The sequence below is a fragment of the Escherichia sp. MOD1-EC6162 genome (assembly GCF_002965125.1).
In the GTDB taxonomy this organism is placed as follows: Bacteria; Pseudomonadota; Gammaproteobacteria; order Enterobacterales; family Enterobacteriaceae; genus Escherichia; species Escherichia marmotae.
This window is the reverse complement of record NZ_PTSB01000018.1, coordinates 25,138-40,319: the sequence shown is the minus strand read 5'-3', so window position 1 is coordinate 40,319 and position 15,182 is coordinate 25,138. Positions and strand designations below refer to the sequence as shown.

The 15,182-nt window shown below is 46.5% G+C and carries 13 protein-coding genes and 1 pseudogene; 3 read left to right on the top strand and 11 right to left on the bottom strand.

Annotation, left to right across the window (positions count from 1 at the left end; all coding sequences use genetic code 11):
- Positions 1 to 64: 64 nt before the first annotated feature.
- Positions 65 to 1,111, top strand: a complete 1,047-nt coding sequence (locus A9587_RS15505) for an NAD(P)-dependent alcohol dehydrogenase (protein ID WP_105263623.1) — start codon at positions 65 to 67, stop codon at positions 1,109 to 1,111.
- A gap of 233 nt (positions 1,112 to 1,344) precedes the next feature.
- Here the strand turns inward: A9587_RS15505 and A9587_RS15500 are convergent, their stop codons facing one another.
- The 7 genes and pseudogenes from A9587_RS15500 to A9587_RS15470 form a co-directional block, all read right to left on the bottom strand.
- A complete protein-coding gene (locus A9587_RS15500) occupies positions 1,345 to 2,409 on the bottom strand; it encodes an alpha/beta hydrolase (RefSeq protein ID WP_016248379.1) in 1,065 nt (354 codons plus the stop codon).
- A 158-nt stretch (positions 2,410 to 2,567) separates the two neighbouring features.
- Complete coding sequence (locus A9587_RS15495; protein ID WP_105263624.1) at positions 2,568 to 3,329, bottom strand: carboxymuconolactone decarboxylase family protein; 762 nt, start codon at positions 3,327 to 3,329, stop codon at positions 2,568 to 2,570.
- Positions 3,307 to 3,786, bottom strand: a complete 480-nt coding sequence (locus A9587_RS15490) for a (R)-mandelonitrile lyase (RefSeq protein WP_105263625.1) — start codon at positions 3,784 to 3,786, stop codon at positions 3,307 to 3,309. Before A9587_RS15490 ends, A9587_RS15495 begins: the two co-directional genes overlap by 23 nt.
- Before the next feature lie 63 nt (positions 3,787 to 3,849).
- Positions 3,850 to 5,306 (bottom strand): annotated as a pseudogene (locus A9587_RS15485) (heavy metal sensor histidine kinase).
- 15 nt (positions 5,307 to 5,321) lie between these two features.
- The gene (locus tag A9587_RS15480; protein WP_105263627.1) at positions 5,322 to 6,002 is read right to left on the bottom strand and encodes a heavy metal response regulator transcription factor; all 681 of its coding nucleotides are present in this window, start codon (positions 6,000 to 6,002) and stop codon (positions 5,322 to 5,324) included.
- A gap of 40 nt (positions 6,003 to 6,042) precedes the next feature.
- On the bottom strand, positions 6,043 to 7,176 hold the full coding sequence (locus tag A9587_RS15475) for an alpha/beta hydrolase (protein WP_105281925.1): 1,134 nt from the start codon (positions 7,174 to 7,176) through the stop codon (positions 6,043 to 6,045).
- Between the two features lie 47 nt (positions 7,177 to 7,223).
- The gene (locus A9587_RS15470) at positions 7,224 to 8,156 is read right to left on the bottom strand and encodes an AEC family transporter (protein ID WP_105263628.1); all 933 of its coding nucleotides are present in this window, start codon (positions 8,154 to 8,156) and stop codon (positions 7,224 to 7,226) included.
- A 404-nt stretch (positions 8,157 to 8,560) separates the two neighbouring features.
- Between A9587_RS15470 and A9587_RS15465 the strand changes: the two genes are divergently transcribed.
- Complete coding sequence (locus tag A9587_RS15465; RefSeq protein WP_442899308.1) at positions 8,561 to 9,586, top strand: alpha/beta hydrolase; 1,026 nt, start codon at positions 8,561 to 8,563, stop codon at positions 9,584 to 9,586.
- A 243-nt stretch (positions 9,587 to 9,829) separates the two neighbouring features.
- On the opposite strand, the gene rclC is transcribed toward A9587_RS15465, so the two are convergent.
- The 3 genes from rclC to rclA form a co-directional block, all read right to left on the bottom strand.
- A complete protein-coding gene (gene rclC, locus A9587_RS15460; RefSeq protein WP_105263630.1) occupies positions 9,830 to 10,417 on the bottom strand; it encodes a reactive chlorine resistance membrane protein RclC in 588 nt (195 codons plus the stop codon).
- A gap of 11 nt (positions 10,418 to 10,428) precedes the next feature.
- Positions 10,429 to 10,665 carry a reactive chlorine resistance periplasmic protein RclB gene (gene rclB, locus A9587_RS15455; protein ID WP_105263631.1) on the bottom strand — a complete coding sequence of 79 codons (237 nt, stop codon included), beginning with the start codon at positions 10,663 to 10,665 and terminating at the stop codon, positions 10,429 to 10,431.
- 108 nt (positions 10,666 to 10,773) lie between these two features.
- Complete coding sequence (rclA, locus tag A9587_RS15450) at positions 10,774 to 12,099, bottom strand: reactive chlorine resistance oxidoreductase RclA (RefSeq protein ID WP_105263632.1); 1,326 nt, start codon at positions 12,097 to 12,099, stop codon at positions 10,774 to 10,776.
- A gap of 225 nt (positions 12,100 to 12,324) precedes the next feature.
- Between rclA and rclR the strand changes: the two genes are divergently transcribed.
- Entirely contained in the window at positions 12,325 to 13,188 is an 864-nt protein-coding gene (gene rclR / locus A9587_RS15445; protein ID WP_000339576.1) for a reactive chlorine-specific transcriptional regulator RclR, read from the top strand.
- Between the two features lie 168 nt (positions 13,189 to 13,356).
- Here rclR and A9587_RS15440 read toward each other — a convergent pair whose 3' ends face one another.
- Entirely contained in the window at positions 13,357 to 14,910 is a 1,554-nt protein-coding gene (locus A9587_RS15440; protein WP_024191840.1) for an L-lactate permease, read from the bottom strand.
- Positions 14,911 to 15,182: the final 272 nt, after the last annotated feature.

The following is a 15,182-nucleotide window of genomic DNA, read 5'->3' as shown; positions in this document are numbered from 1 at the left end:
TTAGCCAGTGCTTTAAGGATATGATCCTTAAATTATTAATCATTTCACAATGAAGAGGCACGTTATGAAAACTATTGGTTATGCTGCACTCTCTGCCGACGCAAAGCTGGTTCCTTATCATTTTAAACGTCGTGAGTTACGTGACAATGATATTGCTATTGAAATTCTTTATTGTGGCGTTTGTCACTCAGATTTACATACAGTTAATGGCGACTGGGGGCCACAACCTTATCCGTTAATTCCGGGGCACGAAATTGTTGGTGTCGTGAGAACAGTGGGGCAGGGGGTTAAAAAATATCAGGTAGGTGATCATGTTGCCGTTGGCTGTATGGTCGATAGCTGTATGCACTGCGACCAGTGTGAGCAGGGCGAAGAGCAGTATTGCCGCCACGGGATGACGCCAACTTATGGTGCTAAGGATCGGATTAGCGGCGAAATCACTCAGGGAGGCTACTCCAAACATATTGTGGTACGTGAGGAATTTGTCCTGCGGATCCCTGAAAATATGGATTTAGCGAAAACCGCGCCGATTCTCTGTGCAGGTATCACCACGTTCTCACCATTACGTACCTGGAATGTTGGCCCTGGCAGCCGTGTTGGTGTTATTGGGTTAGGCGGATTAGGCCATATGGCGGTAAAACTGGCCGTTGCGATGGGGGCTGACGTTACTGTGATTAGCCGGACGAAAAGCAAAGAGGATGAGGCAAAATCGCTCGGTGCAAAAGGCATTCTCCCGTCTTCAGACCCCGAGGCATTACAAAGCTCAGCCTGCGCATTCGATTTGATTATCGATACAGTTCCCGTTAAACACGACCTGAATATCTACACCCCATTACTAGATATTGATGGTTCATTAGTTATTGTTGGCCAGGTTGGTCCTGTGGAAGAACCTTCAACGATCCCTCTGATTATGGGGCGTCGCCGTGTTGCAGGTTCACTCATCGGTGGTATTGCAGAAACACAGGAAGTGCTGGATTTCTGCGCGAAGCATAATGTCTATCCCGAATGTGAAATGATCAATATTGATCAGATAAACGATGCTTTTGCCCGCCTTGCAAAAGGGGATATGGCGCATCGTTTTGTCATTGACATGGCTTCACTGAATGGCTGAGTAACGGAGTAATTCAGAGCAGCGATTCTTTATATTTACCAATAAATCACAAAATTGAACCGCTGCTCTGGTGAAACTCCTTTTACGCGCAACAACGATGAATGCCATCAAATCATGAAGATTCTTTCGTGCCTCTCATTGCGGAAAGGAAAGAGTATCAGTTTGTATCCTGATGTGACGGAATATGGGAAGTCCCAACATAAAGGGAGCGCGAGTCAGCCCCCTTTGCTTAATTAATCAAGTTTTTTGTCATGAATGAATTTACTGACCAAATCAGCGATTTGCACATTATTCAGGTCAGAGAACGGGAAGTGGGTATTACCTTTTATCCCTACTTCAGGCAGATGCGTCACCGTCACATCCCCACCATGCTTGTTAACCACGTCACGCCACGTACGCGCCATTGCCAGGCGTACTCGCCAACTGTCCTGCGCGGGCATGGCTACAGGCTTATCCGGTATGTTATCGCCGTAAATAATCAGAATCGGGATTTTAGTCAGCGCCATAAACTGCTCCATTGGCACTGGTTCACCCTTCAGCGTGTCGAACGCACTTGGCATAGGGGGTGGGAGTTCTTTTTCCGGGAACACAAAGCCACTTCCTGGCTCGAAGGCGACAATGGCTTTTACCTTGTTGTTTTTTATCGCGGTATACCAGCCTGGACCACCACCCTGAGAGTGAGTGAAGAGGATTGCCGGACCTGATTTATCTACTACGGCAGACATCGCATCAGAGATGACATTGACATCAAACGGCCCTGTATTCGGGGTCATCTGGCGGAAATACTGATTCAGTGCCTCTTTGTCGTGGGAAAACTGGACGCCTTTAAAATACGCTGGCCACACGCCAACACGGAACTGGTTAAACCACATCTGCTCATCGGGTTTTGGTGTAACCGTACTTTCTACAGTGGTACGTCCGGCATCACCCCGACGCGGCTGATCGACAATATACGTGGAGAATCCGCGACGCAGGAATATGTTCTGGAATCCTTCACGACCATCCGGCGTACTTTCCCAGGTACGGGAAGATTGACCTGCGCCGTGTAGCATAACGATGGGATATTTATGCGGATTCTCCGGGATTTGGTAGAACACTGACGCATGATCGCCATGATAAGTTTGCCCCGCCGAGTCCAGCGGCTTTTTCGCATCAAATGTTCCTGGCTCGGTGATGATGGTGCCCCCGGCAGAAAAGCTTCCTTGTTCCTGAATGACCAATGGTTCGGCAGAGACCGACTGCGCCGCCAGACCTCCTGCCATCATGCAGATAGCCAGCGTTTTTAAGACAGTTTTCAAGATTACATCCTCTGTTATGGTTGCCGTTCAATCATATCTGAGTTACCAGCGTTAATTATTTTGCCCCCTTGATTGCCTCTATTTGGCAGATTCATGAATGCGGATGATGAATCACATATGTTCTCTGATCAGGGGGCCAGTCTGCATGGCGACCTTCTCTATTTGCTTTCAATCGCTTTTTGCAGTGCCTCTTCAGATCTTGTGGCCGCATCATGGTCACCATGTTCACGCAGAACCTGTGCCAACTGCCGTAACTGCGCTGCTGTCAGGCCAACTCTCATGCTTGCTCGCGTATGTGACAACAATTGGGCTTCAATGCCTGGCGTGGCTGCTAATGCGCCAACTGTTGCCAGTTCACGGCTTTGCCAGTCGAGGTTATCGCGGGCGAAAATGTCCCCGAACAGATGCGTTTGCAGGAATTGATTTATCGTGGGCGCAAAATCAAACAGTGGTCCCTGGACAGGCGCTCCTGCGATTTTAGTCTGGTTTGCGATACCGACACGGCGAAGCTCATCCCCGACGGGAACCGGGGCGATTGGCTCTTTACCTTCAATGTCTTCGATGCCACGTTGTTTACGTGCTTCGACGACTTTCATCAGCTCATTCAGAGCATTCAGGCTGCGGGGGAATCCGGTATAGGCATAGAGCTGGATGAGAATTTCTTTAGCTTCGTTTATCGTGAGTCCTGCATCAAGTCCCTGATTAAGTGCTGCATTCAGCTTATCCATCTGACTGCTGGCCATTGAGGCGGCAATCAACGGGATGGCCTGCTGGCGAGCTGAAAGCGTATCTGAAACCGTGTATTCATGATTCATTTTGGTAGCTCCTTTATTGATGAGCGCAGCATTTGCGGTAAGCGCAAAACCAAAGGTTAGCAGTACCGCTGCCGTTAATATCTTAATGGGCGTGGTATTGTTCATCTGTCACTAACTCCTTCCAGTTAACGCTTTTGCCATCCACCACGCCGGTTATTGCCAGATGTGTCATCGCGCTACCGGGGGCTGCGCCATGCCAGTGTTTGACGCCCGCCGGGCAAGAGACAACATCGCCAGCACGGATCACCTGTACCGGCTGGCCTTCTTGTTGGGTGAGCCCAACACCAGCGGTCACAATCAGCCGCTGACCAGCCGGATGAATATGCCAGGCGGAGCGAGCGCCTGGTTCAAAGGTGACATAAGCCGCGGAAACACGGATGTCGTTGTCTGCGTTGAACAGCGGATCAACCCGGACACGACCGGTAAAGTTCTCCGCTGATCCGTACACCGCATTCTGGCTTCCGGCGGGAGCAATATGGACAGCGGCATTTTGCTCCACTGCCCAGGATGAAGCGGTGAAGAGTGGCAGTAGTAACCCGAGATAACGTAACTGTCTGATCATGCAAAGCGTCCTTATCTACGATGATGGAGGGGATGCAATGATTCTAATCAGCGTGACATGTCGTCAGGCTGACGCCTCCCTGACAATTTTGTCAGTTAACGCTGCACCAGACTCAGTGCCTGAAGGCGAATGCCCGCTGTTTTATTTGCTTGCATCGCAAAGGTGAGGCCAAATGTATTGATGCCACCTTCACTACGGGCAAAGGCATCTCCCCGGTGCATAATAGCGACGGCGCGCACAATCGACAGACCCAACCCATGATGGGCATCACTTCTTGCCCGGGAGGTGTCGATGCGATAAAACCGCTCAAAAAGCCGGTGTAAGTGCTCAGGTGCTATCGGATCGCCCGGATTGGAAACTTCAACACAGGCCTGATTATCTCTTTCGCTTAACCGCACGGTAATCGTGCTATTGGAGGGGGAATGTCTTGCGCTATTTTCCAGTAAATTGGCCAGTGAGCGGTGGAACAGCCGCCGATCGATAAGCGCAGTGACATCGCCTTCAACATCCAGCGAAAGCTGTTTTTCTGTAAAAGAAGGCTCGACATATTCTGCTGTCTTAAGGGTTTCTTCTCGCAAGGAGACTTGTTTAAGCTGAGACGCATGTTCCCCCGCGTGGGCATGAGACAGGAACAGCATGTCATTGACAATAGACGTCATACGTTCAAGCTCTTCCAGATTCGAGCCCAATAATTCTTCCAGTTCTTCATAAGATCGTCGTCGTGATAGCCCCAGTTGCGTTTGGCCAATCAGGTTAGTCAGCGGCGTGCGAAGTTCATGAGCAACATCAGCATTAAAACTTTCAAGTTGCCGCCAGGCGATTTCCTGGCGCTCCAGCACGCCATTAAATGATGAGGCCAGTTGCTGCAACTCTTCGGGCAAGGCTCTGGCATCCAGTCGCTGACTATGATCCCCTGGTGCGAGATGTTGCGCCTGCTTACTGAGCATTCCCACCGGACGCAGGCCAATCTTTGAAACAACGTAGCCCAGCAGGGCGACGATCGCTACGCCCAGAGCAGTAATGATCAACAGTGTCCGCGTAAAGGCATTGAGCGTGCCCATGTACGGCGTGGAGTCAATGGCGACCACATAACGTAACTCAGGTCTTTCACCGTTTGCCGGAATCGTTTTCACTAACAGAAACAGCGAGCATGCGCCCTCTGATGCGCCGGGTACTTTATTAAATCCCTCCCGCAAAGAAGACCACTGAACTCCCACTGGCGGTATTCCTCCCACGCTGAAACGCGGGTTATCGCTGACTATCCAGTAGCGCACGCGCTCACCTTCGGAACTGGCTAATACGGTGAATTTATTGGCAAGCGTGGACCAACCGTCGGCTGAGGTTCGAGCGGTGATCCACGGACTCATCAATGATTCCCTGAACAACAGTTCGTTGTGCATCTGTTTTTGTAAGGAATCATGCAAAGAGCTTCTGAGCAGGATGCCAATAACGGAAACAATCAGCAGCGCGGATAAGGCAAACATCAGCGCCAGGTGGACAGAGATGGAACGCTTGAGCATGCTTATCCCCTTTATTTACTCAGGCCGGACTTCGAGGACATACCCCATGCCGCGAACGGTATGAAGCAACTTAACGTCGAATGGGGCATCAACTTTGGCGCGTAAACGTTTAATAGCGACTTCAACCACATTGGCATCACTATCAAAATTCATGTCCCAGACTTGTTCGGCAATCATCATCTTTGACAGGATCTCCCCTTGATGGCGAGCGAGCAAACTCAACAGGGAAAACTCTTTCGCGGTTAGTTCCAGTCTCGTTCCTCCGCGAAATACCCTGCGCGCCAGTAAGTCGAGATGCAGATCCTGAATATGAAGCTGAGTGATGTCTGCGCCATCCGTAGGGCGGCGACGCACCAACGCCTGAATACGCGCCACCAATTCAATGAGTGAAAAGGGCTTAGGGAGATAATCATCTGCTCCCAGACGCAGCCCTTTGACGCGTTCGTCGACCGATCCCCGTGCTGACAGCATCAGTACGGGGGGCTGTTTCCTGGCCCGGACGCCTTCCAGTACCTGATAACCATCCATTCCGGGTAGCATCACATCAAGAATTATCGCGTCGTAGTCTAATTCCAGCGCATAATGAAGCCCTTCAGCGCCATTGGCAGAAATATCAACGATGAACCCTGATTCTTTTAATGCACGGCTGATATATGTCGAGGTTTTCTCTTCATCTTCTATAAGTAAAAGGCGCATAATATTTATCCCGCTCCATTAATGATTTTAGGGCACTGGTTTATTTATCGAGTCCTTTATCGTGTAACCACGATGCCATTATCCCGGCAATCTCCTGATTATTCTTTTCCGCCATCAGGAAATGAGAATTGCCTTTGATGCCAATATCAGGGAGATGGACAAGGGTAGCATCTCCACCGTGACGGTTGATGGCCATAACAAATTGCTTTGCCATTTCATATTCACTTCTCCATTTATCCGGGCCAACGGCCGTATCCGGTTTTTCAGCAATAAAATCGCCATAATAAATAATGATTGGGATCCGCGTGAGTTTGAGAAACTCGTTCATGGGAACTCCCATCGCGGAAGCGCTCAAGGGGGCAAATGTGGTTTTCACCGGGGATGGCATCTCATTTTCCGGGAAGATAAATGGTGTTCCACCTGGCTCATAAGCAACAATAGCTTTTACATTGTCGGTATAAAAGGGGGTTCTCCAGCCAATAGTGCCGCCCATCGAGTGAGTGATTAAAATACCCTGGCCAATTTTTTCAAATAACTGAGCAAGTGTTTTCGCATTCAGCTCATTATCAAGTTCTCCTGAGTAGGGATTCCAGGAACGCTGGAATGCTTCAATACTTTCAGGATTGTCAGGAAACTGCGAATTTTTAAATACGCCCTGTTCATTGCCAACACGGGACAACAGAAAAAATGTCTTGTCGGCATACATAGGATTGCCCGCCCAGGGATTTTTACCCGTATCATCTTTGGTTGATAAACCGGCTTCACCCATACGGGGTTGGTCAACGAGATAAACACTATAGTTTTTTTTCAGGAAAATATTCTGGAATCCATCGCGTCCATCTGGTGTACTTTCCCATGTTCTTTTGGTTTGTGCCCCGCCATGCTGGAAGACCAGAGGATATTTATGTGTATTTACCGGAATTTGGTAGAAGACGTAAGCATGATCGCCATAAGCTGTCTGACCATCAGGAGACAGAAAATTTTGTTCTGAAAATGTGCCTGAATGTTTTACCGTTGTACCACCTACAGTAAAGCTTCCCTGGGTTTGTAATACAATATGCGGTTCTGCACTTTGGCTCTGAATGTTGTGCATTGCGCAACCAGAAACAGAAAATATCAGTCCGGACAACAAAACATTACCGACCGTTTTTTTGAAGGAAGTTTTATGGCTCATATATTATCTCTGATGTTTTATTATGGCTTCAAATAGTGCTCCAGGTATTATCCAATACCTGTCATCATTGCTACGAGAGGCATCGTAATAAGTGACACCAGTGTGGTTAACGTTGCACCTTTAAGAGCTAACGGATAAATTTTTTTATTTAACATCTGAGCTAATAAGGGAGTTCCGGCACCAGTCGGTGTCGCTACCGCAGCCAGCAGGACACCCAGTAATAGCCCATTTGTAATGAATAACTTCATTATTAATATAATGACAAGCGGAATAATGACCATTTTAAAAAAAGTGAATACCCATACTTTTACATCCTTAAAAACAGATTTCCATTCGATGTCTAACAGGAATGAGCCAATCAGTAGCATTGAAACCGGGCCAGTTATTGCGCCCAGCATTTTGATTGGTTGTGCAATGACGTAAGGAATGTGTATATTTGAAATATATAAAATCAAAGCAAGGATACAGGCAATAATCCCTGGGTTGATGACGTTTAACATATTTCTCAAGCTAAGCGCTTCAGCATTTCCACTCTGGTCTTTCATGCAGTAATAGCCATATGAAAAGAATAATAAGTTATATGGGAGTAAAAACACAGTGATATAAATCATGGCTTCAGCGCCATACAATGAATATATCATTGGGATCCCCATCATGGAAATATTGGTAAATGTTGTCATAACAGTAACCACACCATGATATTCTCTTTCATATCGTAAAACTCTTGCCAGTATACGGCTGCAAATAATCAGTAAAATAGGCGCAGTAAATGCAGATGCAAGGACGATGGAAAGTTCTTTTCCGGAAATATGTGGTTGGTCAGTGGTTATCCCGGAAAGTATAATGGCTGGCATCGCAAAGTTAAAAACAAGAGATGTGAGTTGGGGAGTGTTTCCTGGTGTAATGACTCCCACTTTACGAGCTATAACGCCAACGCCAATAAGAAGAAAGAAAATGATAAGTTGCTCAAGTGTCGCCATATTAATATCCTTGCCATGGTATATATAATAATTATTAACCCGGAAGCTGTGAATTTTATTTGTTGAACTGTTATAAGTGACTTATTTTATACGGGGTATATCACAACCGCTTAAGTCAGGTTGAGTATAGCAACATATTTATGTGCATTTGAGAGAGCTTTACCGATAGGGTTAATCAGCCTGATTCATAAATCAGGTCAGGGAAAGGGTCTGCGTTCTCTCATTTCAACCACCGACAACAGAAAACGCGATTGTCAGGGGCGTTTCCTGACAAAAATGTTATTTAGCGGTCATGATGCTGACAGTTTTTTCTCTCTACCCTGTGTCTGAATGTTCCATCTCGCTTGCCTTATGAACACGCATTTTTATCGGGAGAAACCATGAAATTGACTCTTTTAAGTGCAATGCTGATGACGGCGGTAGTCGGTATCACCTCAGCCAATGCAGCAGATTACAAAAAGAACCCATTTACTCTCGTTTATGACGGGGCTATCACCGAGAATGTCGCAGGTAAGGTCAATATCCATCCGGTGAAATATGATCTCCATGGCATTCAAATTGCAGCAAATGTGTATACACCGGCTAACTATGATCCTGCGAAAAAATATCCGGCAATCGTGGTGGCTCACCCTAATGGTGGCGTAAAAGAGCAGGTTGCCGGGTTATATGCCCAACGCCTGGCAGAACACGGATATATTACCATCGCCGCCGATGCTGCTTATCAGGGGGCCAGCGGAGGTCTGCCGCGTAACGTAGACAAGCCCGCAAATCGTATTGAAGATATCCACGGCATGGCTGACTTCATCAGTCAGTATCCCGGTGTTGATAGCACCCGTATTGGCTTGCTGGGGATTTGTGGAGGAGGCGGCTATTCACTTGTTGCCGCTGAGACGGATAAACGCTTCAAATCGATTGCCACCATTAGCATGTTTAATTCAGGTCTTGTGCGGCGTAATGGTTTTCAGAATTCACAGTTGGATATTATCCAGCAGCGGCTCCAGCAGGCTTCTGACGCACGCGCTCAGGAAGCAGCCGGAGGTGAAGTGCTTTACTCCGGTGATGCCAACCTGACTGATGAACAGATCGCTAAATTGCCATTTGCTTTGTACCGACAGGGCTACGAGTATTACTGGAAAACGCACGCACATCCAAATTCAACGTTTAAATACACCACAAGCAGTTTGCTGGATCTGATGAGCTTTGACGTGACAGACCATATCGATCTCATCAATCAACCACTGCTGATGATTGCCGGTACAAAAGCGGATACGTTGTACATGACTGAAGATGCATTCGCTAAAGCCACAGGTACGAAAAACAAAGAACTCTTCCTGATCGATGGCGCTACCCATATTGAGACCTATTGGGTGCCTGAATACGTTGACCAGGCGACGCAAAAATTAGACGTTTTCTTTGATAAGAATATTTAATTAACCTCCGATGCTCTCCAGCAGGCTGGGGAGCATTCGCGCACTCTTCGTCGCTGGGAATAAGGACACAGGTACTAAATTTTCCAATACAGGCTAATGTGAATAATGTCGATGCTTTATATCAGGAAGTTTATATACTCAACAAAGAAACATTGAGCATCAAAATAGCGTCAGCCTCGCCTGTACAAAGAGAAGACTGACGCCTGAATAATGAGAAACAAATTCTGTTCTGATTATAAGAATTTAAACTTTAAAATCTGAACATGATTCATGACTTCGTTGGTTGAGGATATCCCGTGCTGAATCGGCCATTATCATGACTGCGCCAGCCAGCATCAGGGTATCCTTCAACACCAGACGACCGGCACCGGATAAATAAGGAAAACCATGATGAGCATCCCCCAGTGCGGGCACCCAGGCTTCAGGTGTGGTGATTAAAAATGAGAGTGTTACCAGAGGTGTGGCAAATGACATCAGTCCTCCCAATAAACCCAACCACCGGTTAACAGGGTTAGCCAAAACCAGTAGCGCAATCATCACCTCCACGACGCCAAGGCCATTGGAAAAACCATAGGTATTATTGGTAATTTGCCATGCCCGGGCTTCTGGCTTGTATTCGCCTTCGTGAGTCAGATACTGTTTGTAGTCTTCCGGATGTTCATAGAAGAACGACATTAACGGACTGTTCGCGACGAATGGTGTAATGCTGTCTGCCTCGTAAGGGGCAAACTTTAATAACCCAATCCACATAAAAACAATCGCAATGCTCAGTCGAATCAATGTCAGGCCAACTTTATCCCCCCGACTTAACAGGTGCAGGTATTTTTCCATTGTAAACATCCTTATTTATACAATACTGCCGTTGCGGTTGAGTTATTATCAATTCGCATTGAGGTGACTTTCCATGATGAAGCATCGTATTTTCTGGCAATATCGGCAATGGCATCCTCCAGAACTGTTGGTGAGGCTGATATTGACGAGACGCTGACATGTTTCAGAACTATTTTGTCATCTGCATTGGTGTAAAAAGCCATAACGCCAGATAATAGCGTTGCAAATAAAACAGTTTTTTTAAACATATAAAATACCATCAATGAAGTGATTAAGAAGTTATAGAATAAGCAAAAGCTAATAAAATGCTTTTCTCTGAGACGCCAGAATATTTGTCCTGGCGTCTGATTTTTGGGTTATTTGACTAATGAAAATAGATCATTGAGCGATTCGCTCATCGACGGGTGAGTAAAAATCTGATCGCGTAATACGCTATAAGGCAGTCCGGCATCCATCACCATTTTCACTATATTGATCATCTCGTGGGAATCAACACACAGCAGTGATGCCCCTAATATGCGTTGGGTTTTATTATCGACAATCGCTTTTAATACCCCACGGGTATCGTTCATCACTCTGGCGCGCGGAATTTCTGTTACAGGTAATGTTGCCACCTGAATATCCGCGCCGCTTTCCCTGGCCTGCTCTTCCGTTATACCAACCCGGGACAGCGGTGGAGTCATGAATACGGAATAAGGCACATTTTTCCGATCGTCTGTGCTACGTTTGCCTTCTCCCAGTAACTCATCGCGCACGATGCGGAAGTCATCCAGTGAAATATAGGTAAACTGTAGCCCGCCGGTAACATCTCCCATCGCCCAAATATTGTCCGCTGTGGTATGTAATTGCTTGTCAACGACAATTGCTCCGCGCTCGTTTACCGCGACACCGGCATTTCCTGGCTTTAACGAAGCAGCAGCCGGTTGACGGCCGGAAGCTATTAACAATGCATTCACCGCCAGTTGGGCGTGCCCGGTATGCACTTGCACTTTATTTTCATCGTGGCTGATTCGCTCCACATGGGCATTGAGGATAATATCGACGCCCTGTTCGCGTAAAATAGTCGCGATATTATCAGCAATATCCCGATCCTCACGAGGCAAAAACAGAGGCGCGGCTTCGAAAATAGTAACCTTACTGCCAAAATTGGCGAACATAGAGGCGAACTCAACGCCAATATATCCCCCGCCCAAAATACCTAAATGCTCGGGTAATTCCTTCAGATTCAGTAATCCGGTACTGTCATAGACGCCAGGCGTTGTGGTTATTCCGGGAATTGGCGGAATCACGGTTTGCGCACCGGTATTAATAAAAATTTTCTCGCCACTAATCTCCAGATTTCCCTCAGGTCGATGAATGCGCAGAATATGGTTATCGATAAACTCCGCTTGTCCGTCGATCACGTCGATATTGGTCATATCTGCAAGATTATGGAAATTCTTATCGCGTAATAAACTGACGACCTCATCTTTACGCTGCATGGCACTGGCAAAATCTACGTGCTGTTGTGCATCATGAACCAACGTCTTGGTCGGGATGCAGCCGATATTAATACAAGTCCCGCCATACATTGCGTTCGATTGTTCGATGAGGGCCACACGCCAACCCGCTTTAGCCAGCGTGACGGCTAATGTTTTTCCTGCCTTACCAAAACCAATAATAACTGCCTGATATTTATTCATGATAATTTCCTGTCGAAACGTATTCATTTGACATAATGACTATAGACGTAAAGGCAAAAATAATATTTCTTCACAACGCTTAAAATTTTGTCTTATCGTCTTGTGTTTATTGTTTTTTAATCAGGGTCACAATATGACGATGATGATTAACTAGTTGATGATATTAGATTAATGCTTATATAAGATTGCTGCTGTCTGTAATCAATAACTACTCAGGAGTCTGATATGGATGCCCTTAGCCGTTTGTTGATGCTTAACGCTCCACAAGGAACGATCGATAAAAATTGCGAGTTAGGAAGCGACTGGCAGCTTCCACATGGCGCAGGAGAACTGTCGGTTATTCGTTGGCATGCGCTAACACAAGGTGCGGCGAAACTGGAAATACCGACGGGGCAGACCTTTACGTTACGCTCAGGGAGTGTGGTTCTGTTACCACACAATTCAGCGCATCGCCTGAGTCACGTCGAAAATGAATCGACCTGTATTGTCTGCGGCACTCTTCGACTGCAACGTTCGGCGCGTTATTTTTTAACCTCTTTGCCGGAAGTGCTGGTTTTGGCACCGGAAAGCGACAGTGTGGAATTTCACTGGCTGAGGGAAGCGATTCCTTTTTTACAACAGGAATCCAGATCGGCAATGCCGGGAGCGGATGCACTGTGTAGCCAGGTTTGCGCGACACTATTTACACTCGCGGTACGTGAATGGATTGCACAGGCTAATACAGAGAAAAACATTCTCAGTTTGCTACTGCATCCGCGTCTTGGTGCGGTGATCCAGCAAATGCTGGAAATGCCCGGACACGCCTGGACCGTCGAATCACTGGCCAGCATCGCTCACATGTCCAGGGCAAGTTTTGCCCAACTTTTCCGTGATGTTTCCGGAACTACGCCACTGGCTGTATTAACAAAGTTACGCCTACAAATAGCGGCCCAGATGTTTTCCCGGGAAACGCTCCCTGTTGTGGTGATTGCTGAGTCGGTAGGCTATGCCAGTGAATCATCTTTTCACAAGGCTTTTGTCCGCGAGTTTGCTTGTACTCCGGGAGAATATCGGGAAAGAGTCAGACAACTTCAGGAGGTTATCTTGTAAGCTAAGTATGAATAAGATTACCGGGCATAAAAATAGAGTCTGTCATACTTAGCGTAGTGGAGGAAAACAGCAGGATGTTCTGGAAGATATAAAGAACATCCTGGCATTCTGGAGATAAGATTTTTGTTACTTAGCCTTTATTTGTGTTCTGACAAATATAAAAGCATATTATCGCATAAACCAGAAATAAAAGAGGCCAACTTTTAAGCCAAGTATCGCGATGTAGGCACAGCAATATTTCATGGTGCCAGACATTATTTGATTAGCCTGTCCTTCCATTTTCGTGGCTGAAACGGCAATGGCGATACTTTGTGGCGAAATCATTTTTCCTCCCGTTGCACCGGAGGTATTTGCCGCCGCCAGCCAGTTGGGATCGATATGTAACTTACTGGCTGCAATAGTTTGCAGTTTGCCAAACAAAATATTCGAGTTAGTGTCGCTACCAGTGACGAAAGTACCCAGAGCACCAATGACCGGGGCGAGGAAGACATATGAACTTCCTGTGAGGTCGACAATTGACTGTGCCAGCGTAGAAATAATGCCGCTGAGATCCATAACTGTTGCCATAGCGACAATAGCCATAATTGCAATAATAGAATTTTTAAGTTGGAGCACGGTTTTGACAAAAACTTCCAGCATACCGCGTGCTGAAGCCCCTTGAATAAAACCGCCGAGAATAGTCGCAAAGATAATCAGCATTCCTGGCGTCGTGAGCCATTCGATTTTTAACACCAATGTTCCACCATCGACCAGTGAAAAATGCAGTGCTGAAGCTAACTGAGATGCTGCTGCCTTTATCGTTGGGAATAACGGTGAGCACAGCAGAATAAAGATAAAAATGAACAGGTAAATAGAGCCGACCCGAAACAGCACCTTTACTGAGCGTGGTGCCATTTCACGGGTATGGCTGGCTTCAATACGCCACTCGGGATCTACGTCTCTTTTGCGTAAACGGCTGGCAATTGCGACAGTGAAAAGGCTAACCAGGCTGCCAGCAAAAGCGGGTAATTCGGCACCGAGATGTATGGCAACAAAATACTGCGGAACAAGTGTCGCAATGCCACATAGCAGCGTGATAAGGAATACGCCGCGAATTGCTTTCACACCGCCGCCAATAATACCAATAATGACAAAGGGCAGCAGGAGATTAAAAATCGCCAATTGCAGAATAATTGTGCCACCTAAGGTGTAAACCGACAGGTTAACCTGTTCGGCCAGAATCGAAACCGGAATACCCACTGCCCCAAACGCTGTAGGTACGGTATTAGCAACCAGTGAAGCAATTGCGGCTTTCAGTGGGTTGAATCCCAGCGCGATGAGGATACCGATAGGGATTGCGACCGCTGTACCGTAACCGGCGGCAGCTTCAAGAAAACCACCAAAACACCACGAAATAAGGAGTACCTGGATACGCTTATCTTCGCTAATACTGGCGAGAATATCGCGGAGAATATCCAGCGCTTTGGTTGCCTGCATCACGTTATAACTGAATATCGCGCCGAGGATCACAATCACTATCGGCCATAACCCTTTGAGTGCGCCATAACTCACGGAGGCTTTAAGATTTTGTACTGGCATGTCCCAGAACAGGACAGATAAAACAGCAGTGAATGCCAGTGATATCAGAACTGAATAATGGATAGGCATCTTCAGTTTCAGAATCAGAAATACCATAAGGAGCAAAGGTGAGAGTGCTATAGCAAACATTAAATATCCGTGCATTTCTATTTCCAACTATATTGCTTGACCTTGTTTATATATTTTTCCGAAGAAGGCTATCTCATTGTAAAAATAAAAAATGCAAACTGAATCGCTTCAGTAAAATAAAATTATGGCTGTTGATGATTGTATGTTTATTGTTGATTACTCGACGTATAAAACAATGAATGTATATTTTCACAGCTCCAAAATGAGTAACTCAAAATAGGTATGGGAGTTCATGGCTATGAACTTTATGGCCTTCTTAAATCAAATTCATGATCCCGTGTTGATAG

Bases quoted from the DNA above. Each gene is read 5' to 3' on its own strand.
- A9587_RS15495 (WP_105263624.1), bottom strand. From the start codon at position 3,329: ATGAACAATACCACGCCCATTAAGATATTAACGGCAGCGGTACTGCTA.
- rclA (WP_105263632.1), bottom strand. From the start codon at position 12,099: ATGAATAAATATCAGGCAGTTATTATTGGTTTTGGTAAGGCAGGAAAA.
- rclB (WP_105263631.1), bottom strand. From the start codon at position 10,665: ATGTTTAAAAAAACTGTTTTATTTGCAACGCTATTATCTGGCGTTATG.
- A9587_RS15480 (WP_105263627.1), bottom strand. From the start codon at position 6,002: ATGCGCCTTTTACTTATAGAAGATGAAGAGAAAACCTCGACATATATC.
- A9587_RS15465 (WP_442899308.1), top strand. From the start codon at position 8,561: ATGCTGATGACGGCGGTAGTCGGTATCACCTCAGCCAATGCAGCAGAT.
- A9587_RS15470 (WP_105263628.1), bottom strand. From the start codon at position 8,156: ATGGCGACACTTGAGCAACTTATCATTTTCTTTCTTCTTATTGGCGTT.
- rclR (WP_000339576.1), top strand. From the start codon at position 12,325: ATGGATGCCCTTAGCCGTTTGTTGATGCTTAACGCTCCACAAGGAACG.
- A9587_RS15440 (WP_024191840.1), bottom strand. From the start codon at position 14,910: ATGCACGGATATTTAATGTTTGCTATAGCACTCTCACCTTTGCTCCTT.
- A9587_RS15475 (WP_105281925.1), bottom strand. From the start codon at position 7,176: ATGAGCCATAAAACTTCCTTCAAAAAAACGGTCGGTAATGTTTTGTTG.
- A9587_RS15505 (WP_105263623.1), top strand. From the start codon at position 65: ATGAAAACTATTGGTTATGCTGCACTCTCTGCCGACGCAAAGCTGGTT.
- rclC (WP_105263630.1), bottom strand. From the start codon at position 10,417: ATGGAAAAATACCTGCACCTGTTAAGTCGGGGGGATAAAGTTGGCCTG.
- A9587_RS15490 (WP_105263625.1), bottom strand. From the start codon at position 3,786: ATGATCAGACAGTTACGTTATCTCGGGTTACTACTGCCACTCTTCACC.